Genomic DNA, 22,355 nt, shown 5'->3' with positions numbered 1-22,355 from the left:
CTTCCAAATCTTCGATGAAACCCGTGAGGAATATGCCGGGGACCGTGAGCACCTGCGCAGCCTCCTGAGCGAGGCACAGTACGACGCTGCCCGCCGCACCACGATCAACGCCCACTACACTGACGCCGCCTACGTGAAGGCCATGTGGTCAGCGGTGCAGGACCTTGGATTCGACGGCGGAACTGTGCTGGAACCGGGATCCGGTGTCGGAACCTTCATCGGCTTCGCCCCCGAGAACGCGGAGATGACCGGTGTCGAGCTGGACCCGACTACCGCGGCCATCTCCCAGGCCCTCTACCCCGATGCCAGCGTCCGGGCGGAGTCCTTCGCGGACACCAAGCTGCCCACCGGCCACTTCGACCTAACCATTGGCAACGTTCCCTTCGCCAACGTCAGGCTGCACGATCCCCGCCACAACGCCGGCGGCCACTCGATCCACAACCACTTCATCCTCAAGTCCCTGGAACTGACCCGCCCGGGCGGCATGGTGGCCGTGCTGACCTCAAGCTTCACCCTGGATGCCACCAACCCGGCAGCACGCAGGGAAATGAACCAGCTGGCCGACCTCGTGGGAGCTGTCCGCCTGCCCACCGGCTCCCACCGCAAAGCAGCCGGCACCGACGCCATGACCGACCTGTTGATCTTCCGCCGCAGGGAAGCCGGGAAGGAACCGGCCTCGACCCTCTGGGAGACCGTCAGCGCCCGCAGGATCGACGGGACCATCACCCGCCTGAACTCATACTTCGATGAGCACCCAGAGCGTCTGCTGGGGGAGCTGCACGTGGCCCACGGCATGTACGGGGCCGAAACCCTGCAGCTGACCACCGCTGACCTCTCCGCCGTTCCGGAACGTCTGAACTCAGCGCTGAGCGACGTCGTGGCCGAAGCCAAGGCCGCAGGACTTGTCATCACGGCTCGCACCGAAGAGCAGGAACGCCAGCGCGCCGCCTACGTCCCCGCAGCAGCCAAGGAATGGGAAGGCCACATCAGCGCCACCGACAATGGTTTTACCGTTGTCGAAAACGGCTCCCACACCGAACTCCCCGTCCCTAAAACTCAGGCCGCTGAACTACGCGCCCTGCTCGGCCTCAGGGATGCTGGCCGGAAGCTCCTCACCGCCGAAGCCGACAGCCGCGACGACACCGCCGACATCGACACTCTGCGCGATGAACTGAAAACCGCGTACAGCCAGTACGTGGACACCTATGGTCCGATCAACCGCTTCACCCTCAGGGACACCGGACGTGTGGATGAAGAGACGCAGGAGCCCATCCAGGCCCGAACCACACCCAGGGCCGTGTCCATCCTTGGTCGCGACCCGTTCGGGCCCCTGGTCAAGGCACTGGAGAACTTCGACGAAGCCACCCAGACAGCCAGCCCCGCTGCGCTGCTGTCCAGCCGACAGGTCCAACCCCGCCGTCCCGTTCTTGGTGTCGATACTGCCGAAGAAGCCCTCACGGTCACCCTCGACACGGTAGGTGAAGTTGACCTGGACTATGCCGCGTCCCTGCTGGGCATCAGCCGCGAAGAAACCCGGGCGGCCATGGGAGAGAACATCTATCAGGTGCCCGGCCCGGACGAGAGCTTCCAGACCCGGGCGGAATACCTCTCCGGGAACGTCCGCGAAAAGCTCGAAATTGCCCAAGCCGCCGCGCTCAGTGACGAACGGTTCAAAGCGAACGTTCACGCCCTTACTGAAGCCGTGCCGGAACCGCTGCGCATGGACGAAGTGGAAGCACGCCTTGGCGCTGTCTGGATAGACGCCGAAACCCATCAGGCGTTCGTCCGGGAACTCCTCAACGACCCCTACGCCACCGTCTCCAACGCGGCCGGGTCCATGTGGGACGTCAAAGCCAACCGCCACACCCTGACGGCCACGAGCAACTGGGGCACCCAACGGATGCCCGCCTCGGACATCCTCAAACAGGTCCTCGAACAACGGCCCGTGCGTGTCACCGACGAGGGCGAAGACAAGCGCAGGGTCCTGAACCCCACCGAAACCGCAGCGGCGCAGGAGAAGGCTCAGCTGCTGCAAGAGCGCTTCAGCGAATGGGTGTGGGAGGAACCAGAACGGGCCAACCGGCTCATTGGCGAGTACAACCGCCGCTTCAACTCCATCGTGCTCCGTGACTACAGCACCGAGGGGGAGCGGCTGACCCTGCCCGGCATGGCCAAGGACTTCTCCCCACGCCCGCACCAGCGCGCAGCTGTGGCGCGGATGCTCTCCGAACCAGCTGTTGGCCTGTTCCATCAGGTCGGTGCCGGAAAGACCGCAGAGATGGTCATAGGCGTGATGGAACTGCGCCGACTGGGCATGGTCAACAAGCCTGCCGTGATCGTGCCGAACCACATGCTCGAACAGTTCGCCCGGGAATGGTTACAGATTTACCCCCAGGCGCGCATCCTCGCAGCTTCATCGGCTGACCTTGCCGGGGACAAGCGCCGTCAGTTCGTGGCCCGCGCGACCGCGAACCAGTGGGACGCCGTCATCATGACCCGCACCGCGTTCCAGCGCGTGACACTCAGCCCCGAAGCCGAAGCTGCCTACAAGTCCTCCGAAATCGCCCAATTGCGGGCGGACCTTGAAGCGGCGAAGAACAACGGCCAAGAGAACGGCCGTGCCAGCTCCAGCATCGTCAAACGCCTCGAAAAGATCATTCTTTCCGAAGAGGAAGTCCTTAAAGCCAAGCTCGACAGCCCTGCCGACCCGGGGATCAGCTTCGAGGAAACCGGCATTGACTACCTCGTCGTGGACGAGCTGCACGACTACAAGAACCTCCGCACGCCGTCCAACATCCCCGGCGCCGCGATCCAAGGTTCACAGCGGGCATCCGATCTTCACATGAAGACCGAATACCTGCGCGAACGCGAAGGACGACGCGTGATAACAGGTGCCACGGCAACACCGATCGCGAATTCCGTTACGGAGATGTACGTCATGCAGCGCTACCTGCGCCCAGATCTGCTCCGGGCCACTGGGATCCAGGACTTCAACACCTGGGCCGCCACGTTCGGTCAAGTCGTCGAGGAAATGGAACTCTCCGTAGCCGGCGGTGACCGGTTCAAACTCAAGAGCCGGTTCGCGAAGTTCCAAAACGTCCCCGAGCTGCTGAAGATGTTCCACACTTTCGCCGACGTCAAAACCGCCGAAGACCTCAAACTGCCGGTCCCGACCCTGGCCGTACGGGACGGGGACGGGCTCCGGCAACCGAACATGCTGGTTGTGGACCCCAGCCCTGAACTGCGTGAGTACATTCAGGACATCGGCAACCGTGTCGATGCCATCCAGCAACGTCTTGTTGCCTCTGAGGAAGACAACATGCTCAAAGTCTCCTCGGACGGCCGTAAGGCCGCCTTGGATATGAGGCTTGTGGATCCCGCACTGTTCCAGCACGGACCCACCAAGATCAGCGCCACAGCCGACCTGCTGGCCAGCGTGTACGAGGAACACAAAGACCGCATCTACACCGACCCCTCCACCGGGGAACCGGAACCGGCCCGTGGTGCCCTGCAGCTGGTCTTCTGTGACTTTGGCACCCCCTCGGAGAAGTGGAACGTCTACGGCGAACTCAAGGACCAGCTGCGCCGTAGGGGAGTGCCCGAACACATGGTCCGGTTCATCCACGAAGCCAAAAACGACAACGAGAAAGGCCGGCTGTTCGCAGCGGCCCGGTCCGGCCAGATCGCCGTGCTGGTTGGGTCGACATCCAAAATGGGTGTCGGGACGAACATTCAAAAGCGTGCCGTGCACCTTGTAGACATGGACGCCCCATGGCGGCCGGCCGACGTCGAACAACGCCACGGCCGCATCCTGCGCCAAGGCAACCAGAACCCCGAGGTCCGCATCTCCCAAGTGGTCACCAAGGAATCCTTCGACTCCTTCATGTGGCAGGGACTGGAACGGAAGTCCCGGTTCATCAACCAGATCATGCGCGGGCGTCTGGACGTCCGGGAAATCGAAGACATCGGGGACAACACCCTGAACTTCGCCCAAGCCAAAGCCATCACCAGCGGCAACCCGCTCGTACTCGAAAAGGCCGTCGCGGATCAAGAGCTTGCCCGCCTGTCCCGCCTGGACAGGGCATACAACCGCAACCTCGTCGCGGTGAACCACAGCAAACGCGGCGAACAATCAGCAGCCGACGCAGCAGCCCAGGATCTACCGTTGATCCACTCCGCTGTGGCACGGACCGTGGACACCACCGCGGATGCCTTCAAAGCCACCATCGGCGGCCAAACCCTCGACAACAGGACTGACGCCGCCGAAGCCCTCCGGGCATGGGCGGGACGGCAAGGCCACCGGCTCATGAACCTCTACGGAAACGACGAACTAGGCACCATCGCCATCCTCGGCGGCCACGAACTCCGGGCCAAGCTCGTTCCCGGACGGGAACTGGACCACGCCACCGTAGAAGTCCGCATCGAGGGCGTACCCAGGGCCACTACCCAGATATCCCGCAAGGGCCTACTGGCAGCCGACGTGGGCACCATCAGACAACTCGAAAACAGGGTCTCCTCATTGCCACGGCTTGCCGCCGACGTCGAAGCACGACGCCAGGAAGCCCTCACCCGCGTCCAGCAAGCAGAGAAGGCACTGGCAGAACCCTTCAAGCACGCCGCCGCGCTCAAAGCCGCCCAGGCGAATTCGGTGCGCATCGACCAGCTCATGGCCGACGCCGCCAAACCAGAAGAACCATCACAACCCCAAGCCGCCCCCGAAAGCGACCCACGTTTGGAGAAGATGCAACGCCTCATGAAAGCATCCTTCCCGCAACCACCCAGCACGGTGGCCACAGCAACAGTCGCCTCAACAGCCCAGCAACGAACACCGGAACAAGGAAGGCAACAAGACGCCGATTACGGGCGCTGACCGCCACTAGAGCCGGGTCTGATGCGGTGCCGACCTGCGAGCTAGAAGCGACGAACAACCTGGACAAGCTGCAACAGCTGGACGATCAAGGGGAGGCCCAGACCCAGTGCAGACAGGGCCACGGCGGCCCACTTGCCCACTCTGTTGAGTTCCCACGAACTCGTGGCGAACCGTTCATTAACGACGTCAACAAGTGTCAGATGAACGGTGGCCGGGATGCTCTGAACGTTGCTAACGGTGGGGTCGTCCAGGAACATCGTGATGCGTACTATGCGTGGATCAGTGTCCGGAACTCCCGCCTTACTGGCGTATTTAAGGAAGCGCCGCCCCTCCGTAGCTAGGAGCTTACGATGCTGACTACTAGGTTTGGCGATCAACTTCTTAGCCGCCCTGGAGAGGTTAGTTCCGGGGTCCATGCCACGAGCGACGGACAGCCGGCCTTCGCACCAGATGTAGATCAACAGGACCAACAGTGCTGGTAGGAGCGGAAGCGACAATCCAACTGCCAGATAATTCAGCGACGCCGAGTCAGGAATCACGTCAGCTGCGTCAGCTGCAAGCTGGGTCCCGAACGAATAGACCATGCAGAAGACCGCACATCTGACCAGCCGCACCGGGAGAACGATGTAGGCGTTACTCAGGATCACTTTCTCTCTCGGATCCAACATGCCAGGAGCAGACGCCAGGAAACCGAAATCCCTAACAACCTGGCGCGGTACGAACCATCGAATCGGGGAGATTCGACGCCGTATGAGGTACCAGAGGTAGACCCCTGCCGCGACCATGCCCGCCACCGGGACCGTAAGAATGCACACGTCGGAGACGAGACCAAGGATTACAGCGACGTCAAGGTTCATAGTCGTTGCCTATCACGTAGGGCCGACAAAACCGTGGCCTAATCCCAGGCCGCGCTTATCACCAGCGCCGCGTCCGTGGCGATGTGTCGTCCGGTATGTCCGACGTCCAACATCTGCTGGATTCTTTGCCGGAACCCACTCTGACTCCGAGGATCGTCAGTACCCGTGTGAACAGCGTCCGCAACAACGGACCGGAGTTGATCAAGCCAGCCGACTGACGGAGTGGTCGGAGTCAGGATGTGCGGTCACAGCCGGGCAGACGCTCGTTTAGTTCCTTGATCTGTTCGGGTATCCCGCCTTCCGGGCGTGCCTGAGCAACAGTTCCATTCGTCGAACGTCGCTGGGATGATGGGCAAGCATTCGAACCCACAGCGTCTGTGGCTTCTTGCGCTCTGCCGCTGCTGCATGATTTCCCAGGTGCTCCAGCGCCCCCGCCAGGTTCCCTTCTAGTCGGACCGAAAACAGATCACAATCTGCCTCATGCTTGCGTAAGAGGGCGGTTACTACGGCAATGACTGGGACTGTCATGAGGACGGATCCCACTCCGATAAGGAAAATTTCTGGGCCGCCACCGCTGATGGCTGCCGCCACGCAGGCGAAGGGGATCAGCCCAAAAACCCAGAAGAGAGCCCATACAGCACGACGCAGCAGGACTGCGAAGGATCGTTTAAGGACGATATGCCCCAGCTCATGTCCCAACAAGTAGCTCAGCGCCGGCCGGGACAAGGAAAGCACGAGCGACGCCGGAATCTCGATAGTGCCGCTGCCCTGGACCCTAGACGCTCTGGCAGTGGTCATGCTTCCGCCGGGCAAACACTCGACTATATGCAAATCAGGCACACGGCAACCCCTTGCGTTGCAAAGAGACTCCAGAATCGGGAAGGCAATTTCGCGGGCCTGTCTGTCTACGGTTGCTCTGTTCATGGACCCCATCGTTCCTCAAGCCTCTGACATCTGCGGGGAGGTCCTGTGGCGGAAAGGACGGCAAAAAGGCCGAAACGAACTACATCAATGTAATTATCCGTTTCGTTATCAAAAGGCGCTGTACGGCGATTTGAGGGGCTGATAATCACCGCGCGGTACTTGCTTTACACGCCTAGCGGGTAGGCGCCACAAGGGGCCTTAGGGAGCCGCTGAGAGGGTGTCGTGTTGCGGGCCTTTAAAAGTGTGCTAAAGTTAGTTCTAAGGCCAGTTTTAGGGAACGCAGAAATGCCCCGCTGGCTTACCTCCAAAGGTGGAGGAGTCCAAGCAGGGCTCGATCAGTAATCGTTGTTCAGGCGATAGATCTAGCTTACGCGGACTCGGCCGTTGTGTCCAATCGTCATGCACATAGGCTGCCCGTTTTCCGGTACCTCCGGGGAGCGCAACAGTTCAAACCCCCGGGCCGAAAACCCGGAGTAAGTAGATCACTTTGGCCTTCCTTACAGATATTTACGCCCTTCCCGCTAGCGTGCCCTTTCTGGACGTTGACGTGGAAAATGACAACCTTTTGTTCGCAGATGGCAGTGCCATCCGCAACACCACCTGCTCCTACGGGGTGCGGGCCCATGCCCAGCTGACGAGCTTCTTCACCGGCTTGATTCAGCTCCGCCAGAGTCAGTCACTTGCAGACAGGACCCGTGGTCTTTCCATCCTTCAGCGAATGAGGGAACCCGGGGAGACCCGGCTGGGCTACTCCGCTGCGGGCACGAACGGCAAGGGGTTCGGAAATGGACTTGGCAAAGTCCTCTGGACCGCTCTGGGCGATCCGCTTTGCCAGCAACAAGCGCTGACCCGAATCGAACACCTTCCGCTGTTCCTGGATGGCGTCGACCGGGACCTTATGTCCGACATGGTTACGCGGGTGACCATGGACATCTTGGTTGACTTCACGCAGGACATGATGCGGCAATATCCCGCCCTTGCAACCACTACCACCACGCAGGACGTGATGCTGTGGGATCCTCAGAAGTTCGACTGGACCACCAGGAGCTGCCAGCTACCGTTCGTCGGCGGGAAGCAGCTGGTACTGATTCCTCGGAGCTGGGTGACATGGCAGCCGCTGATGCACCCCAACCCGTTCTACAACCGCTACACAACTCAGGCGGTTCAGGACGAGCAAACCAGCATCACCCCGGAGGGGAAACTCGATAAGCCATACAAGTGGCAGATCAAGGCCGATAACCCGAAGATCAAGCAGTTCAACGCAGAACGAACCCTGAAGGACATGTCCGTGAGCAATCACGTACAGAAATACCAGCAGGAAGTAGACCAGGCATATGTTCCGCTTGACGCAGACGAGGCCCGCAGTCGCATCTTGAGGGGTCTGCCGAAGGCCAGCTAAGGCCGGATCCTGCCGGAGGCTGGGCACGTCCACCAGAGACCTGCCCAGTCTTCCGCGCAGCCTCTAGTTATCGAGACGTGCGGATGGCGATGGATCTGGACCCTTCGGGGATACCCGCTTCGGCGGCTGCCTTGGCTTCTTCATACGTCTCACCTTCGGCATCGACGTGGCTGAGTTCGCCGTCGCCGGCCTCTACGGTCAAGATCACTTTCACCCCAATATCCTAGGCCGCCACGTCAGCTCGGACGCGGTCCAAGGCCGCGAGGAGGGGCGCCGGATCCACGCCGTCCTTCAGATCCACCGGGCGCCGGCCTTGCAGGGCGGGGGAGCGGACCATCATCCAGAGAGCGAAGTAATTGTGTGGGATCCGCAGCTGCATCGCCCTTTCGAATACCCTGACCACCACAGGGCTGAGGGACAAATCAGTGCGGAACTGGAAACCCGGGCAGTACGTCTGGTCATCGACGAACACGCGGACCAGCTGCCTCATCGATGGTTCGGGATCCTCGTGCACGGCCGCGAGGCGTTCCCGGACCTGTTCCAGAGTGGGGAGCGTGAACTCCTCGCGGATCCGGTCCCAAAGTTGCTCCGGGACGGGAGAGCGGTAAAGGTTGGCAGTCACTAGCTGATGGACTCCAAGACCCACTGCGGGGCCGCTGGATCCAGACGCAGCAGGAAAGTCCGCAATGCCGAGTTAGCCGAAAGCTTGACCTGTACCCGCCAAAATTCGATATCCACGATGTTCCCCACGCCTACCGGTGCCGTCGTCCGGCGTTACCACCAAGAGTCCCGTTCGAACCAATGCACCGGTTCCTCCGTGACCACCCAGAGCCGGCCATCATGCCTGACGGCCAGAGGCCGCCCCGTCGGATTGAACCGCACATCGACCTCAACGTTCAGGGTGATTTCATTCGCTGTTGCTGTCACGGCTTACGCGATCTCCTAGATTCCTGCTCATTGCTTCTCCACGGCGAGTAACCGCCGAGGCCCACACCCACGTCCGGTACGTCAAAGGCCCGTCCTTCCACGTCACTTCGACCGCGCGCTCGGTCCAGGCGAACACTTCACCCTCCACCAGCTCGGCGCAGTTCGGGAACCGCAGCCACGCACGTACCGGGATCCCCGGATACTCGTTGCGGGCAGGGAAATTCTTGAAGTCAAGCTCTTCCAATGTGAGCCCGAACGGCTGCGCACGCTTGGAATACCTCGCGTGCAACGCCTTGGCTTGATCGGGATTCACTACCACACCACTAGAATATATGTTCGAATCGACACGCGAAGAAAAAACGGCCGGTTGGCCGTTGATTCCATTCTGGGGGAGAGGTACGACAGGATAACCATCGCCCCCGATTGGGTGCGATTACCGTGCCGGGTAGCTTGCCCGTATTCGCGAGAGGAACAGGCCGATGAACAAGGAAGGCCCGGAGGAAATCGCTGCGAAGAAGATCGTTGAAAGAGTGCTGGGGATCCAGCTCGAACACGCGGACAAAACTGGAGGGGTCGACTATCGCTCAAAGGATCGCAAAGTCGCCCTGGAAGTCACGAGAGTCACCGACGAAGAGAAGAAGGACACCCGCCGCACCTTCGAGAAATCCGCGACGGAGGGCTCTGAAGCGAGTCTGCAGACTTGCTGGGTGGTTACCCTCTCTGAGGTCCTCAGGCCGGCAAAAAACCTTGTGCAGAGGGTTCAGCCCCTGGTCGCTGAGCTGGAGGCGGCCGGGCTGACATCCTACAACGAGCAGGACGCCTGGGATCATGTCCATGACAAAGGCGAGTTTTCGCATATCTACGGACCGCTATTGAATGCGGGCGTCGCGGAGGCACATCCCCTGGAAGAGCGTCCGGACTGCCCGGAGCATGCTCACTCCGTCCAAATTAGCCCTTGGGGTGGCGGGCCGGTGAGCGGCAGCAACAGCTCCCTCGTAGAACTCATCAACGAGCTCAATAAGCCGAACAGAGAAGACAACATAAGAAAGCTGTGCTGTTCGGGCGCCAAGGAGCGCCACTTGTTTGTGTGGTTGGACGACGACACAGATGGGAGCATTAGCCGCCCGCTCAGCCACGAGGCACCGTCCGGAGTCGATGAATCATGGGGGACCCCTACTGCCAAGCCGTCGCTGAATTCCGCTATTACCCACTTATGGGTGGTCCATGAGCGGTCCGGACTTGGCTGGCGATGGGACGGCCAAAAATGGGGGACACTTCACGAACCACAAGCCGTGGCTATGCTGAACGCGGCCTGCGATGGGACCTAATAGGTTTGCAGATATGGGGGCAGCTCGACTTCGGCGGGATCCAGCTCGGGCCTGGAACGCCTGTAAGTCAACGGATGTCGAAATGATTTACCGGACCAAGCGACGTCGGCTTCCACCTCGGCTACGAACGGTTCAACTAGCGTTAGGCGCACAGGACCTTTGTCTTTGCTGAATCTGTTCAGAGAGGTTTCGCTGATTTCTTCCGGCCACGGATGCCCGGGCTGGGACCGGCGGAGCTGGCGACCCAGTTCACGTCCTACCCGCGCCGAAAGAAGCGTCGTGCGGCCGACGATCCGCAGCGTCCCATCGACCGGCAGGCCGGCGATGATCGCCTGCGGCTGGCTCATTGACCCTATGACGGCAGCGCACACCACATCCAAAGTGTCTTTGTGCTTCAACTTGAGCCACGACCGAGACGAATCATAAATCTGTGATCCACCTTTGAAAACCAGCCCTTCCACCCCGGTGGACGGCAAATCCCGCAGCCAGGTCTTACCCAGTTCCATATCCGCAGTGGTGGGGGAAAGGTTCAGCGGAGCGGTCCATTCCCGCGCCAATTCCTCAAGCAGCTGGCGGCGTCCAGTAAACGTAACCCCTCGAACGTCCTGCCCGGCAACGGCCAGCACGTCGAACGCGGCAAACGCAGCCGGTAGCTCACGAACCCACTCCGGCAAAGCCGCCCTTGAGGCGACCATACGCCGCTGCAGCGACTCGAAGTCCAGACGATCCCCGTTCCAAATCACGGCTTCGCCGTCAAGAACCACGCCGGGCGGAACCTGCATCAGCAAAGCCTCAGCCAGATCAGGCAGCACCTTCGTCAGCTCCTTGCCTTGGCGGGAGTACAGCCTCACCTGATCAGCCTCGACAAGGGCTATAGCCCGAAAGCCATCCCATTTGGGCTCCATCCAAAGCCCGCCCGGCAACGCACGCGGACCGGGAAAGGACTTAATGAGTTTGGCCAGAGCAACACCAACCGGTGGTTGCAGAGCTGGCGGGATGGTCTCGTACACGGAATGCCCTCTACCGGCGGTCCTATTGACCGCTGTGTTGGCCCTCGCCGGCACGGAGCAACTCATTGGAAACTGCCGCGGCGTTCTTCTGGCTGCCCCAGATCCACTCGTTCGCGAACGCATACACACGAGCGTCTGTCTGTAGGCCGACCGCAACGCCAAGTGGCGGACGAGATTTGGCGATTCGAGCAACACTGGACTTACTGACGCCAGTTACTTGTGCGACTACCCGTTGGCTCATCCCCGAATCCAGCAACAGGGTGACGGCCTGCTTGATCGCGGTCTCGGCAGCCAAATTGGCTTGGTGGGCGAGAAGTCGTGCCTGGCTGATGGCAGCAGTAGCGGCCTGTTCAACGTTCATTTCAGTAGACATATTCAGACTGTACCAGAATCGCCCCCACGTTGGGGCGGTCTGTGGGCGGCCCGGTTTCCCATGGTCCAAGACCGGCGTTGCGGTCGCACCGTGGGAGCGGGGCCGGGTTCTTTTCAGCCTTGACGACACACGCTGGTCGCGCAGGGCCGGGCATGGCGGGCACAGGAACCATGAGTGCCGGAACAGTTCTAATACGGCAGGGGGATTTCCGTAGGGGTACTCCCCGCGATCACCCAAGACCTACCACCCAGCCCACACCAGAAACGACAAACAAGCATTTCCATGTGCTTGTAAACAGTAGCGATACCTTGAATGCATAGTATCATAATGATATCATTATAGTATCGCGAGGATAGAAAAGGGTGGGCTCTGCGGACACAGAACCCACCCGGCCAAGCGACCCTCATCCCTACGCAATAAGGAGATTGGACCATGGCAGCAACAGACGTGCTGACCGGCCAGCTTGACCTTCTAACCCTACTGGAACTCGAAAACAAGCCCACGGCCCCACTGCACTTCACAGTCGGGCATTATCACCCCGACGAGCTGGACGAGGCCTACGCCTACCGGGGCAAAAGCGAAGGCCTCCTCGGCGTATCCAACTGGAGTCGTCAGTGGAATGAGTGGCAGACGGGCCGGAACGTGGCACCCGGCTCCCCGCACCGCACCTTCACCTGCGGCGCCGACCTCCGATGCAACGAGCACTGGCGCAACCCCAACTGCATGTGCCTGGGAGACCTCCTGTACCGCATCTACTGCCACGACTGCGACTGGTGGAGTGGTATTCATGACAGTGAGAACAGCGCCGTGGAAGACATGCTCAACCACTGCTGGACCGGATGGCAGGAGCTGCCGCTGGTCACGGCAACCATGAAACCCGGCGGCGGATACGGGTACAAAATCCCCGAGGACTACCCCACGGACTGGCAATACCCTGGCGCGCCAGTGAGGACACTCAGGGAGCCGATGGGCAGTCGGCACGTCCCCGGACGCAGCCCATGGGGCGGCTATGACATCGGAGTCATTCACAACACCAAATAGACGCAGAGAAGGCGGGGTCGAAAGACTCCGCCTCTCCCATATCTCCCGGGAAAAACACCATAAAAACCTAGATTGCGTAGTATCATAGTGATACTATCGTAGTATCAAACCAAGCAGCCGAACGAAACCAGAACCGACGCCACGATGGAGCTGAGACAGATGACGATCACCGTTTACACCAAGCCGGGTTGCGTACAGTGCGATGCCACCGAGCGGGCCTTGGACAAGAAGGGCATCGGACACGTGACGGTTGACGTCACCAAGGATCCCGAAGCACTGGAACGCATCAAGGCACTCGGATACATGCAAGCCCCCGTTGTTGTCACCGATCACGACCACTGGTCCGGATTCCGGCCAGACAAGATCGAGGAACTGGCTCAGCTGGCCGCTTAGCCCGAACCACCAAACCTGCAAGCTGCGGACACAGCACCGGCAGGAACAACCCTTCCTACGCAAGGAGAACACCATGAAGAACAAGACCACCCTGACAGCCGGCCCCAGCGCCACCACTGCCACTGACACGCTGGACGTGACCATCACCGTCCGCGAATCCTTTGAGCTCCGAGCCAATGTCACCATCAGCCGCGACGGCTTGAAATCGTGGGTCCAGGCACACTACGACAGCCCCGAGATCACCACCGCAAGGCTGCACCAGTACATCGACGTCATGCACGGCTCGGGGATGCTCCCCTCGATCACCGCCAAGACCTACGGACGCGAGCACGAAGTGACGGACGTTGAGCCGCAGGTCTTCGACCGCCGAGCCATCGACTCGGGCATCTACGGAGACCAGCACGCAGAAACGCTGCTCAAAGCTAACCCCATCCTCGTTTGCGGCAAGCAGCTGCCGGAACTGCACGATATTGATGACCACCACATCGCAGCCGTCTACCGCGACCCCAGCAACGAAGACCTGACCACCCGGCTCATCATGGACGACAAAGGCTCCCTGAGCGGACTGGAAATCTGGGAAAACCGCCAACGGACACCGGAAGTGCACGCAGCTTTCCACTCCGGTTCGGACTGGACCGACGTCGAAGGTTCAGGCATCTGGGAAGACCTCCTCGCCGCAGGAATCCCCACCGCAGACTAACGAGCCTCCGGTACCCGGACGGCACAAGCCCCTGGTACCGGGCCACCAATTTGGAGGACATCATGACTATCTGGTTCGCCGTCTACGACTCCCACCAGGGCAAGACCAAGGTCAAAGCAGCCACCACAGAGGACGAGCTGCACACTTGGCTCGAAAGCCACACGCACTCGTTCAGCGAAGTACGCCAAATCGGCACCATCGAAGTCTAGGAACCATGGCACGCAACAGCAGCTTTCCGTCCAAGATCACCGGATACCTCGAACCACCACAAGGGAGACCGGACCCCGAGGAACCACTCCGGTGCAACTTTCCGGATGGTCAGCTCACGGGAACTCCACCGTTTTTGAGATGCGCGAGTTCTACTCCCAGCCCGAATACGCTGAGGAAGGCAAGCCCATCAGCGGAGACCAGACACAGCGCTTCCTCGCCGTGGAACAAGGGGGCGGGTGGCCAACGTACGGCGATATTCCCGACATCAAACCGCGAAACGCACTGTTCTAAACCGAGAGAAAGGCACCAACATGTCCGGCGAAACAACCATTACCGTCATAGGAAACTTAACTTCGGATCCCGAGCTGAGATTCACGCCCAGCGGATCCGCGGTGGCCAACTTCACCATCGCCTCCACCCCCCGGACCTTTGACCGTCAGAGCAACGAATGGAAAGACGGTGAGACGCTGTTCCTCCGGGCCAGCGTCTGGCGGGAAGCTGCTGAGAACGTCGCTGAATCCCTGACAAAAGGTACCCGCGTCATCGTCAGCGGGCGGCTGAAATCCCGCTCCTACGAGACCAAAGAAGGCGAAAAGCGCACCGTCATAGAACTCGAAGTAGACGAGATCGGCCCCAGCCTCCGCTACGCCAACGCCAAGGTCAACCGAACCCAACGCTCCAACGGAAACGGCCAAACAGGTAGCGGCTTCGGCAACAGTAACACCGCCGCTGCATCTCCACAGGATGACCCATGGGCTACCCCGCAAACCACAAGCGGAGGCAGCTGGGGCAACGGCCCGGACTCCGAGCCCCCGTTCTAAGCGTCATGGCGAATCCGGGCCGCTCGATAGGCTGGCCCCGACGCCAAGCAAAGTGAGTAGAGGATTGTGAGTACATGGCCGTAGAGAGCCGCTTGATGTGGGACAGCCTGGTGGCCGAGACCCAGTTCGCTACTGAACTGATAATTACCGGTCTTCGGCGGCTGTGCTCTGTACCTACGGAGCCGGGTTTAGGGGGAGAGCGGCGTTCAAACGATCGGAATTATTCCCTCCACGTCGGCATGTACTCCTACTCGTCTGGGCTTGAGCGCCTTTGCAAGCTGGCTATCGCGTGCAACGGCTACGCTGCCAAAGGAGAGTTCCCAAAACTCAAGAAATACAATCACAGGATCGGCGGGTTGCTCGATGCTGTTGAGGAGCTAGTCCCTTCCGGACCCGGTATGTCTATGGGGAGAGCGAAGTACCTCACCAGACCGGAGGATGACCTTGATCCCGAACTCACAAACATGGTTGAGCGGTTCGCTAACGGTGACGGACGATATGAGTACTTGGACTCTCTTTGGAAGGACAACCCAGAGGTCAGTACCTTCAATGAATGGTCCGCGCTGGCTGCCAAGGTTTCCGTTCCAGAGGAAGTACGCGACCTAATTGCCCTCAAGGATGCGATGGTTTACGCCATCGAAGCGGAGCTGGCCGATGCTGGGTTGGAATCGTCCTCCCAAAGAGTCCGGGAGGACCTGGCACTTCCAACATACGTGCCATCTGTTGGCGTGACCTTGAAGCTGTACCGCAAGGTTCGATGGGTGGCGGAAATTCTTGATGTCGCCACCTATTACACAAGTCAAGGGATCCCAATACTGGGCGAGGTTGTCTCACCGACCCTGACTCAAACCACCGCAAATTTCTTCAGGTACGACATCGCCCGAATATCGGACGAGGAACCTGTAACAGAGGAGTTGGAGGCCGTGTACAAGCGGATAGTGAAACGGGAGGCCGAGGACGATGAGGAGGAAAAGTGGTTTCCATAGGACCTCCCGGACCTGGCGCACGGAATCTTTGTTGCAAGCCGAGAGCAAGGCACCAGCATGAACCCTCAGCGTCCGGAAATCTGAGTCTGTGGTGTACCCAGCAGAACACGTCAGGAAGGTGAGGGTAGGCCAGTTCGCTGGCCCACCCTCGGGTTTCTTACCCCCAACCCAATAAGTGGCGGAGGATGAAGAACCCAGTTGCGAGAGCTCCCGACCATGCGAGCCGGATGGCGAGCCACCAACGGTTCCGACACGGGCAGTTGCACTCCCATTTCCCCGACGACTTCTCAGCCATGTCGGACCACCTTCCGACCCCGGAACGTAACGGCACCTCTACTCGACGAGAAAAGGGCCTATCCGCTGCGCGCCGACATCGGGGGCTGAGGTGATATTAGCGTGCTGGCAGTTTCCTCGGGAAGAGGAACGTGCTGATGTGAGGTGTTGCGGCCAGGCCCTACGTGTACCTCTGGTTAGAAACTTCTCGCCAAAGCACTACTGCGGCCAGGACATTGAGGCACGCAACGAACAGGTCGCCTGCCGGCGGGCGGCCGATCAACAGATCGGTAGCGACCAGCAGGAGTGACCCAGCTGCGGCGATGGTGAACACGACAGCCAGCGACAGCAGCCACCTGTGCCCGTGATAGCCGCGCTTTCCGTGTCCAAGCGGTGCCGGCGGGGTCATGTCCTCACCTTACTCAGGAGGACGTGCACGGAATCGTTCGTTTTCGTGCACTTGCGGCAGGTTGCGTGGGCGGCAACCGGTTCTAACGTTGGACCCGGGGTAGCGACCACCGACCCGTTCCCGCACCTCGCAAAGGGCGCATTAACGGGCGGTAGCGCCGCTGAGTTTGAATCACGGCGGCAGGCTGACGGCGAGCCGGTGCCATTCGTCGACACCCGGTTCGTCGTCGCCTCTCGATGCCGTGCCGATCAGGATGCACCAGGGCGCCGCTTGACTTTCATATCTATATAGTTAGATTAGTGCCATGGAGAACTTGGGGCGGGTCACGCCGGCGACTGCACTGGTCCTTGATGCTTTGTTGTCAGCGGAGAGTGTGTGGGGGCTCCAGATCGTCAAAGATACCGGCAAAAAGCCCGGGACGGTGTATCCCATATTGGAACGCCTGGAAGCGGCTGGCTGGGTTCAGGGGGAATGGGAGACAACGGAAGAGCGCAAGGGACCTCGTCGGCGATACTACCGCCTCCTTGCTGATGCCCGTCCACTGGCGCAGAGCTTTGTAAGGACGCAAAAATCAAAAACTTCAGCTGCTACCCACCCGTCACCGGCATTCAATAAGGGTGCATGGAGTCCAGCATGAGGCAAAGAGAGGCAATCCTTGCTGCCTGCCTCGCACTGACCCCTGCACGACTCCGGCCCGTCCGTGAAGAGCAGTGGAGGGCCGATCTCCTTGACGGCCCAAGGATGGGGATATCCACTTCCGATCTGCTGGTGGCGGCTGCATGCTCGTCAGTCGCGTCCAGGATTTACGACTTGAAACATCGTGGCGGCATCATCCTGTCACGTATTACTAAGGGGGAAAATATGAAACCGGTACTAGGTGCACTGGGCGCAGCCGCAGTGTTGGCTGCTGTCGTTGCAGGCGGAATCCAGGCGAATGCCACAACCGGGCAAGAGGCCGACTCGGCGTTCAAGGGGCCCGTGGCGGATCGACCCATCGCCGGCTATGAGGGGTGGTGGAACTCAGCGACCTTGAACGGCACTCCCACCGGCCCAGAGGAGACCGTGGCATTCAACACCAACACTGGAAAGATCGTCGACTATTCGAACTGGCGGAAGGCTGCGGCGGGTCAGCAGCTGTCAGTCGCTGATGCCCACTACACCGTGGTCCCAGACCCGGCCTGGCCCGCTAGCTCGATTGTCATCATTGACATGGCCACAGGGAGAGCCATTGAGGATTTCCCAGTGGACGAGAAGGGTCGGGTCATTCGTACACGCGAAGACGGCTCGAAAACCGTCGGATGACTTTGCCCACAAGACGAGTTTGCGCCGTGAAGAGGCATCTCGACTGTTTTACATATGGCTTAGGCTACCGCCCATCATCGCTCTAACATTCCGACAATGAAACGCAGGACCTTGACCTAATGTCAAGGTCCTGCGTTGTCAATATTTAAGCGAGGGGATCTGATTAGTTGATGCGTACGCCTGTCACGGTGACATTCATGCCGAAGCCGTAGCAGTGTGTCCTCGGCACAACCGGACCACGGGGAATGCTTTGGAAGTATCCGCCGCTTGCCGGGGTGTAGTAGACATATCCGTTATTATTCCCCGGGCATACCTTGAAGATGTTGGGCATGTAGAAGTCCATGTATCCCGCGTTTGCGAAGCAATATTCCTTGTAGTCGAAATCCCTGACGATGCTGTAGAAATCCACGTTGTTGCAGATTGGGTTGGTGATGCGGAGCTGCGGGGTCGAAGCAATGTCCTGTTTAATCGCTTTGACCTCTGACGCGGTGGTTGCGGGATAGTATTTCTTGATTTCCCCCAAGGTCTTTCCCTGCCGGACCATGTCATCCGTGCCGTACAGGCTCCGGACCTCGTCATCACTGAGCTTGCGACTGTTTTCGAGGGTGATGACCTCATCAGGAGCAGTTGCGTTGCCTCTAGTTTCCCCGACGTATGCGATGCCGTCAGATGACGACGGTGTGCCGTCTGCAGCGTTTGCAGCACCGGTCCCCATGCCCATGATGGCTGTCAGAAAGACGGCCGATACGAGTACTGATTTGCGAATAAATCGCATATTGTCCCCCAATGAGATATTGATTCTGAATTTGCGCGCGGTGTTGCCTTGTTAATCAAGGTTCCGCGTTGTGGTTGGGTGCGGTCTTGGTACGGGTCACGAAAAATGAACTTCCCTTCGGGGGTTCGCGCTTCGCGGCGCGTCCGAAGTTGCCGCTGGGGCGGTCAACTGGTTCTGCTTCAAATTACTCACCGTTGTGGCAAGAGAGATGCAGAAGCGATGACCTGGATAGGGATACGGTCGCTTAGACGAACCGGATCATCCCTTACCTCAAGACATGGAAACTAGTTCGGAGGATTACGGAGTGAAGTGTGAGGGTGCGGGCCTGAACGGCGACGACACAACAATGTCACATGGCTTACTCATTTAAATCCCCCAAATCAGGCCTTGTGTAGGCAGTATGAAGAAAATAGCATAACTGGAGGGGGGAATGAAATTTCTTATCGGCCGCCTCTGCCCGCTGCTCTATGACTGGCCAGATTTGAGGGAGCAGCCCACCTTCTCGCCGGGGATGATCCATAAGTAGGCTCGGGGATTCCACCGAATGCTACCCAGTCCTTCAAACTAACAGCGCTGCCGTCCTTGTCGCTCCCAAGGCTTCGTTACTCCAGTGTGAGTCGCCCACTGAATTTCCAAATAGGATCGTATTGGTGCGCTTGCCGAACCTTTAGTGTCGGGATCTCCGGTCGGATTTTTTGCGGCGCTTTTGTCACCTGGGTGGCGGTGGTGTTGCTCGTCGGATGGCGCGGTAGACCGTAGAGCGGGCGACGCCAAACAGTTCAGCTATCTCGGTGGTGGTGTGCACTCCTCCTTGGTGGAGGCTTACGAGATGCGCCTCCTGCGCTTTAGAGAGCTTTGGTTGTTTCCCTCGTAGCCGGCCTTTGGACTTGGCGACTGCCATTCCTTCGCGGGTTCTGGCCCGGATTAGGTCGGCTTCGAATTCTGCCACCATGCCCAGGACATTGAAGAGCAGCTTCCCCACCGGATCGTGCGGGTCGTAGACGCTGCCACCGAGGTTGAGAGCCACCCCCTTGTGGGTGAGCTCATCGGCGATGTCCCTAGCGTCAGGCAATGACCGCGCGAGGCGATCGAGTTTTGTCACTACGAGGGTGTCGCCGTTGCGACAGGCAGCCAAGGCTTTGCCAAGGCCAGGTCGTTCGCGCTGGGTTCCGGTGAATCCGTGATCGACGTAGATCGCGTCAGCGTCCACGCCGGCCGACGCGAGAGCATCCCGCTGGGCGGTCAGATCCTGGGTGTTGGTGGAGACGCGGGCGTAGCCGATAAGCATGATGTTGAGTGTAGCGTTTGGGGTACCTTCACCGGGCAGTTTTGCGGGCGGGTCTTACGGGAATTCTAATTCCGCGGAATGACGCGCATTTTGATGAGCGCCGTTCGGGATCGCATGGCGGCCGGTGGAGGACCGGGTTACGGGCATGGTCCCCGGCGTAATTGACGGAGGCTGAACCATGTCAATGGATGCTTGGGACACGAAATCGAAATTGACGGTCAGCTTTTCGGGCCAACAGTGACGTGTTGGTCCGGATGACTGGTGAGTTTCTGTCGCGGCCTCCTGCCGGCTTGACGACAGACCCGTCGAAACAAACCACCGTCACGATGTCTGTGAACTACTTTTAGTTCAGTATCCGTAAGGGTGCGCGAAAGGGGTATGACGTGGAGTTAGATAGGCGGAACGCTGAGGGTTTGTCGGTTCCTTACGAGGAGCCGGACGATCTTTCGGGCATTGTCACCAACCTGGCTAGGGTCACAACTAGGGGCCGACAGAAATTGGCCAACGATCCGTTAACGAAGGCTTTTCTGGTCTCTGCGTTAAAACTCACGGAGGAACTCTTTCTGGGATCCCTCGGCACTGCTGATGACGTCCGCCCGACAATGTCGTATCTATCGCGGCCCAAGGTTCTGGCCCAGACCATCGCAGATTCCCCTGATCTGGATCCGACCCCTGGAAAATTCCGTGACCGCTGGTCAGCGCACCAGCATTTTCTCGCAGACTTTATCTCCTACGCACTGACTGCCCGCCACTGGAGCCTACACATAGCCCTTTCTAAAAGCGTCGAGGAGATGCTGAGCTCGGCTGAAGCATTCCCCGATGCCGTGCACCGGGTAGCTTACGAAGACTTGAAACTTGTGCTTGAGCTCCCCGCCTACAGATTCCAGCTTCTGGCCGTGGCCTCCGCAGGGGCGGACTCTGTTGCATCCGATGCATTGTCAAAGATGTATGCCACGCTGTCGGAGTCGTGGACAGCTCTATACGCTCAGGTCTTTCGGGCTCACAACGTCCGGTTCCGCCCCGGCATCTCTCTTGAGACTTTTAACATCATCCTCCAGTCGACTGCCGAAGGCCTGGGCATGCGTCTGCTCGCAGGCACCGATGAACCTATCCTCGATCACGAAACAAAATCCTCAATCCTCGGGACAGCCGCCATGGGCCTATATCTCGGCTTTGTCGACCCTGGTGACGGTCTCTCCGTGGAGGAAGCAGCACAGAAACGAATCCTCGAATAGGACCACAAAACACCTCCCAAACAGGAGGACCGGACCGGGTGCTCCCGCCTAAGTGCACGCGATCAGCAACTAGAGGGAGAGAGACGCTTTCTGATCAAATGGCTGTTACTCGCATCGACTCAGTCAGAAGGAGCAGGCCATGAAACACAAATTAGCGTCTACGGCAGCGGCAATCGCAACCGCGACAGCCCTAACATTCGCCGGGGTTGCATCCGCAGCGGCCGCGCCCACCGGGTGCTCGACAGGGGGTGGAGGTACCTACAGTACTGCCAAGTGCACTGGCGGTACGGGCTATTACCAGGCATATGCCGTCTGCAAGCAGACGTATTGGCCCTTCTACTCGTCCTTCGTCCAGAGTGACTGGAAGAAGGCAGGAAGCGGCCAAGAAGCCTGGGTTTGGTGCACCTTTGGATACAACGTTTCCTCCCGAGGAGTCGGCCTCCGTAACTGAACCTCAGTTCGAAGTTGCCGGGCGTGCACTGCTCTTTGGGCGGTTGGCAGGGTTGTGCTCGGCGCTGGCTCCTAACTCGGCGGTGTCACTTCCGAGCAGGCGCCCCGAAGACTTACCCTGCCATTCAAGGAAGCTATGTGCGGCTGCGTCGGTCGATGTATTCGACCATCATCTCTTTAAGGGATGTGTAGTTGTCACCGATGTAGCCATAGAAGTCGGAAGAGACCTCGCACATCTCCCAGCCTTCCTCTCCGATGCTGTACGGCTTGCCGAAGAGCCGACGGCGGGTCTCGGAGCGGGCGTAGGTGCGGACAGCGCGATGACCATCCGTGGTCATCAGGTAGCCATGAATGTCCCAGCACTCGGCAACCTTGACTCGTGAGATATCCTTACCGCGCGTCCGATCCGGGTACCGGCTGCTGGTGTTGGGATGCTCGTGGTACTCGAATGTCACGTGTTCAAGAACTTGGTCCGGCTCTATTCCTAAGCGCGCCGCTGCCTGGATAAACTCCTTTGCCAGCTCGGCTCCCTGCTTTTTGGCTTCCCGCTCTCGCGCATCCTGCTGAAGCATCCGCGCGGCCTCTTCAGCCCTTTTATCCGCCAGCGCATCTTCAAGCTCACTCATGAGCCTAGGGTAGCCGTTCCACATTGGCCTCGGTCCACAAATGCAGCAAAGCTGGACGCGTGAGTCGGTAGGCTCGCGGTCCCAGCCTGCGTGACGTCAAATGTCGATGTTCGAAGCTGTTCGGAAGCACGCTCAGGGATCACTAGCGGGGCTCAAGT

Annotated in this window: 25 protein-coding genes and 1 pseudogene; 15 read left to right on the top strand and 11 right to left on the bottom strand. The window is 59.6% G+C overall.

Features of this window, described 5'->3' with window-relative positions:
• The first annotated feature begins 142 nt into the window (after positions 1-142).
• On the top strand, positions 143-4,870 hold the full coding sequence (locus QRM57_RS12315; protein ID WP_284986833.1) for a helicase-like domain-containing protein: 4,728 nt from the start codon (positions 143-145) through the stop codon (positions 4,868-4,870).
• 41 nt (positions 4,871-4,911) lie between these two features.
• Here QRM57_RS12315 and QRM57_RS12310 read toward each other — a convergent pair whose 3' ends face one another.
• A complete protein-coding gene (locus QRM57_RS12310; protein ID WP_284986823.1) occupies positions 4,912-5,727 on the bottom strand; it encodes a hypothetical protein in 816 nt (271 codons plus the stop codon).
• A gap of 101 nt (positions 5,728-5,828) precedes the next feature.
• On the opposite strand from QRM57_RS12310, the pseudogene QRM57_RS21065 reads away from it, so the two are divergent.
• Positions 5,829-5,945: pseudogene (locus QRM57_RS21065) on the top strand (SOS response-associated peptidase); the annotation flags it as partial.
• 49 nt (positions 5,946-5,994) lie between these two features.
• On the opposite strand, the gene QRM57_RS12300 reads toward QRM57_RS21065, so the two are convergent.
• The gene (locus QRM57_RS12300; protein ID WP_284986822.1) at positions 5,995-6,651 is read right to left on the bottom strand and encodes a M48 family metalloprotease; all 657 of its coding nucleotides are present in this window, start codon (positions 6,649-6,651) and stop codon (positions 5,995-5,997) included.
• Between the two features lie 526 nt (positions 6,652-7,177).
• On the opposite strand from QRM57_RS12300, the gene QRM57_RS12295 reads away from it, so the two are divergent.
• Positions 7,178-8,050 carry a DUF8370 family protein gene (locus QRM57_RS12295; RefSeq protein WP_502868645.1) on the top strand — a complete coding sequence of 291 codons (873 nt, stop codon included), beginning with the start codon at positions 7,178-7,180 and terminating at the stop codon, positions 8,048-8,050.
• Positions 8,051-8,117: 67 nt separating this feature from the next.
• Here the strand turns inward: QRM57_RS12295 and QRM57_RS12290 are convergent, their stop codons facing one another.
• The 3 genes from QRM57_RS12290 to QRM57_RS12275 all read right to left on the bottom strand — a co-directional run bounded on the left by QRM57_RS12290 (position 8,118) and on the right by QRM57_RS12275 (position 9,290).
• Positions 8,118-8,264 carry a hypothetical protein gene (locus QRM57_RS12290; protein ID WP_284986820.1) on the bottom strand — a complete coding sequence of 49 codons (147 nt, stop codon included), beginning with the start codon at positions 8,262-8,264 and terminating at the stop codon, positions 8,118-8,120.
• A gap of 9 nt (positions 8,265-8,273) precedes the next feature.
• Positions 8,274-8,672, bottom strand: a complete 399-nt coding sequence (locus QRM57_RS12285) for a hypothetical protein (protein WP_284986819.1) — start codon at positions 8,670-8,672, stop codon at positions 8,274-8,276.
• A 285-nt stretch (positions 8,673-8,957) separates the two neighbouring features.
• Complete coding sequence (locus tag QRM57_RS12275; protein WP_284986818.1) at positions 8,958-9,290, bottom strand: hypothetical protein; 333 nt, start codon at positions 9,288-9,290, stop codon at positions 8,958-8,960.
• A 166-nt stretch (positions 9,291-9,456) separates the two neighbouring features.
• Between QRM57_RS12275 and QRM57_RS12270 the strand changes: the two genes are divergently transcribed.
• Positions 9,457-10,305: a hypothetical protein gene (locus tag QRM57_RS12270; protein WP_284986817.1), complete on the top strand. Its 849-nt coding sequence runs from the start codon at positions 9,457-9,459 to the stop codon at positions 10,303-10,305.
• Here the strand turns inward: QRM57_RS12270 and QRM57_RS12265 are convergent.
• Together QRM57_RS12265 and QRM57_RS12260 are read right to left on the bottom strand one after the other, a co-directional pair.
• Complete coding sequence (locus QRM57_RS12265; protein ID WP_284986816.1) at positions 10,302-11,315, bottom strand: ATP-dependent DNA ligase; 1,014 nt, start codon at positions 11,313-11,315, stop codon at positions 10,302-10,304. The genes QRM57_RS12270 and QRM57_RS12265 overlap by 4 nt on opposite strands.
• A gap of 22 nt (positions 11,316-11,337) precedes the next feature.
• Positions 11,338-11,688 (bottom strand): hypothetical protein, encoded by a 351-nt coding sequence (locus QRM57_RS12260; RefSeq protein ID WP_284986815.1) that lies wholly within the window; start codon positions 11,686-11,688, stop codon positions 11,338-11,340.
• A gap of 432 nt (positions 11,689-12,120) precedes the next feature.
• Here QRM57_RS12260 and QRM57_RS12255 point away from each other — a divergent pair, with 432 nt between their 5' ends.
• The 7 genes from QRM57_RS12255 to QRM57_RS12225 all read left to right on the top strand — a co-directional run bounded on the left by QRM57_RS12255 (position 12,121) and on the right by QRM57_RS12225 (position 15,839).
• Entirely contained in the window at positions 12,121-12,729 is a 609-nt protein-coding gene (locus tag QRM57_RS12255) for a DUF6349 family protein (protein WP_284986814.1), read from the top strand.
• A 159-nt stretch (positions 12,730-12,888) separates the two neighbouring features.
• The gene (gene nrdH, locus QRM57_RS12250) at positions 12,889-13,122 is read left to right on the top strand and encodes a glutaredoxin-like protein NrdH (protein ID WP_284986813.1); all 234 of its coding nucleotides are present in this window, start codon (positions 12,889-12,891) and stop codon (positions 13,120-13,122) included.
• A gap of 73 nt (positions 13,123-13,195) precedes the next feature.
• A complete protein-coding gene (locus tag QRM57_RS12245; RefSeq protein WP_284986812.1) occupies positions 13,196-13,822 on the top strand; it encodes a hypothetical protein in 627 nt (208 codons plus the stop codon).
• A gap of 62 nt (positions 13,823-13,884) precedes the next feature.
• Positions 13,885-14,031, top strand: coding sequence for a hypothetical protein (locus QRM57_RS12240; protein WP_284986811.1), 147 nt, complete (start codon positions 13,885-13,887; stop codon positions 14,029-14,031).
• A gap of 139 nt (positions 14,032-14,170) precedes the next feature.
• Positions 14,171-14,323, top strand: a complete 153-nt coding sequence (locus QRM57_RS12235) for a hypothetical protein (RefSeq protein WP_284986810.1) — start codon at positions 14,171-14,173, stop codon at positions 14,321-14,323.
• 20 nt (positions 14,324-14,343) lie between these two features.
• Complete coding sequence (locus QRM57_RS12230) at positions 14,344-14,853, top strand: single-stranded DNA-binding protein (protein WP_284986809.1); 510 nt, start codon at positions 14,344-14,346, stop codon at positions 14,851-14,853.
• A gap of 74 nt (positions 14,854-14,927) precedes the next feature.
• Entirely contained in the window at positions 14,928-15,839 is a 912-nt protein-coding gene (locus QRM57_RS12225; protein WP_284986808.1) for a hypothetical protein, read from the top strand.
• Between the two features lie 454 nt (positions 15,840-16,293).
• Here the strand turns inward: QRM57_RS12225 and QRM57_RS12220 are convergent, their stop codons facing one another.
• A complete protein-coding gene (locus tag QRM57_RS12220; RefSeq protein WP_284986807.1) occupies positions 16,294-16,521 on the bottom strand; it encodes a hypothetical protein in 228 nt (75 codons plus the stop codon).
• Between the two features lie 304 nt (positions 16,522-16,825).
• Between QRM57_RS12220 and QRM57_RS20980 the strand changes: the two genes are divergently transcribed.
• Positions 16,826-17,158, top strand: coding sequence for a PadR family transcriptional regulator (locus tag QRM57_RS20980; protein WP_350309844.1), 333 nt, complete (start codon positions 16,826-16,828; stop codon positions 17,156-17,158).
• Positions 17,159-17,382: 224 nt separating this feature from the next.
• Positions 17,383-17,823: a hypothetical protein gene (locus QRM57_RS12215; RefSeq protein ID WP_284986806.1), complete on the top strand. Its 441-nt coding sequence runs from the start codon at positions 17,383-17,385 to the stop codon at positions 17,821-17,823.
• Positions 17,824-17,986: 163 nt separating this feature from the next.
• On the opposite strand, the gene QRM57_RS12210 is transcribed toward QRM57_RS12215, so the two are convergent.
• Positions 17,987-18,598 carry a beta/gamma crystallin domain-containing protein gene (locus QRM57_RS12210; RefSeq protein ID WP_284986805.1) on the bottom strand — a complete coding sequence of 204 codons (612 nt, stop codon included), beginning with the start codon at positions 18,596-18,598 and terminating at the stop codon, positions 17,987-17,989.
• Between the two features lie 709 nt (positions 18,599-19,307).
• Positions 19,308-19,886: a recombinase family protein gene (locus QRM57_RS12205; RefSeq protein WP_284986804.1), complete on the bottom strand. Its 579-nt coding sequence runs from the start codon at positions 19,884-19,886 to the stop codon at positions 19,308-19,310.
• Between the two features lie 383 nt (positions 19,887-20,269).
• On the opposite strand from QRM57_RS12205, the gene QRM57_RS12200 reads away from it, so the two are divergent.
• Positions 20,270-21,121 (top strand): hypothetical protein, encoded by an 852-nt coding sequence (locus QRM57_RS12200; RefSeq protein WP_284986803.1) that lies wholly within the window; start codon positions 20,270-20,272, stop codon positions 21,119-21,121.
• Between the two features lie 139 nt (positions 21,122-21,260).
• Positions 21,261-21,572: a hypothetical protein gene (locus tag QRM57_RS12195; protein WP_284986802.1), complete on the top strand. Its 312-nt coding sequence runs from the start codon at positions 21,261-21,263 to the stop codon at positions 21,570-21,572.
• 133 nt (positions 21,573-21,705) lie between these two features.
• On the opposite strand, the gene QRM57_RS12190 is transcribed toward QRM57_RS12195, so the two are convergent.
• Positions 21,706-22,197, bottom strand: coding sequence for a hypothetical protein (locus QRM57_RS12190; protein ID WP_284986801.1), 492 nt, complete (start codon positions 22,195-22,197; stop codon positions 21,706-21,708).
• Positions 22,198-22,355 lie beyond the last annotated feature (158 nt).

Source organism: Arthrobacter sp. fls2-241-R2A-172 (genome assembly GCF_030208885.1).
Lineage (GTDB): Bacteria > Actinomycetota > Actinomycetes > Actinomycetales > Micrococcaceae > Arthrobacter.
The sequence above is the reverse complement of the archived record's forward strand: the minus strand, read 5'-3'. Positions and strand labels throughout refer to the sequence as shown.

Excerpts from the sequence above, each read along its gene's own strand:
- QRM57_RS12315 (WP_284986833.1), top strand. The coding sequence starts at position 143 with ATGTGGTCAGCGGTGCAGGACCTTGGATTCGACGGCGGAACTGTGCTG.
- QRM57_RS12310 (WP_284986823.1), bottom strand. The coding sequence starts at position 5,727 with ATGAACCTTGACGTCGCTGTAATCCTTGGTCTCGTCTCCGACGTGTGC.
- QRM57_RS12300 (WP_284986822.1), bottom strand. The coding sequence starts at position 6,651 with ATGAACAGAGCAACCGTAGACAGACAGGCCCGCGAAATTGCCTTCCCG.
- QRM57_RS12270 (WP_284986817.1), top strand. The coding sequence starts at position 9,457 with ATGAACAAGGAAGGCCCGGAGGAAATCGCTGCGAAGAAGATCGTTGAA.
- QRM57_RS12260 (WP_284986815.1), bottom strand. The coding sequence starts at position 11,688 with ATGTCTACTGAAATGAACGTTGAACAGGCCGCTACTGCTGCCATCAGC.
- QRM57_RS12255 (WP_284986814.1), top strand. The coding sequence starts at position 12,121 with ATGGCAGCAACAGACGTGCTGACCGGCCAGCTTGACCTTCTAACCCTA.
- nrdH (WP_284986813.1), top strand. The coding sequence starts at position 12,889 with ATGACGATCACCGTTTACACCAAGCCGGGTTGCGTACAGTGCGATGCC.
- QRM57_RS12245 (WP_284986812.1), top strand. The coding sequence starts at position 13,196 with ATGAAGAACAAGACCACCCTGACAGCCGGCCCCAGCGCCACCACTGCC.
- QRM57_RS12240 (WP_284986811.1), top strand. The coding sequence starts at position 13,885 with ATGACTATCTGGTTCGCCGTCTACGACTCCCACCAGGGCAAGACCAAG.
- QRM57_RS12235 (WP_284986810.1), top strand. The coding sequence starts at position 14,171 with ATGCGCGAGTTCTACTCCCAGCCCGAATACGCTGAGGAAGGCAAGCCC.
- QRM57_RS12230 (WP_284986809.1), top strand. The coding sequence starts at position 14,344 with ATGTCCGGCGAAACAACCATTACCGTCATAGGAAACTTAACTTCGGAT.
- QRM57_RS12225 (WP_284986808.1), top strand. The coding sequence starts at position 14,928 with ATGGCCGTAGAGAGCCGCTTGATGTGGGACAGCCTGGTGGCCGAGACC.
- QRM57_RS12220 (WP_284986807.1), bottom strand. The coding sequence starts at position 16,521 with ATGACCCCGCCGGCACCGCTTGGACACGGAAAGCGCGGCTATCACGGG.
- QRM57_RS20980 (WP_350309844.1), top strand. The coding sequence starts at position 16,826 with ATGGAGAACTTGGGGCGGGTCACGCCGGCGACTGCACTGGTCCTTGAT.
- QRM57_RS12215 (WP_284986806.1), top strand. The coding sequence starts at position 17,383 with ATGAAACCGGTACTAGGTGCACTGGGCGCAGCCGCAGTGTTGGCTGCT.
- QRM57_RS12210 (WP_284986805.1), bottom strand. The coding sequence starts at position 18,598 with ATGCGATTTATTCGCAAATCAGTACTCGTATCGGCCGTCTTTCTGACA.
- QRM57_RS12205 (WP_284986804.1), bottom strand. The coding sequence starts at position 19,886 with ATGCTTATCGGCTACGCCCGCGTCTCCACCAACACCCAGGATCTGACC.
- QRM57_RS12195 (WP_284986802.1), top strand. The coding sequence starts at position 21,261 with ATGAAACACAAATTAGCGTCTACGGCAGCGGCAATCGCAACCGCGACA.
- QRM57_RS12190 (WP_284986801.1), bottom strand. The coding sequence starts at position 22,197 with ATGAGTGAGCTTGAAGATGCGCTGGCGGATAAAAGGGCTGAAGAGGCC.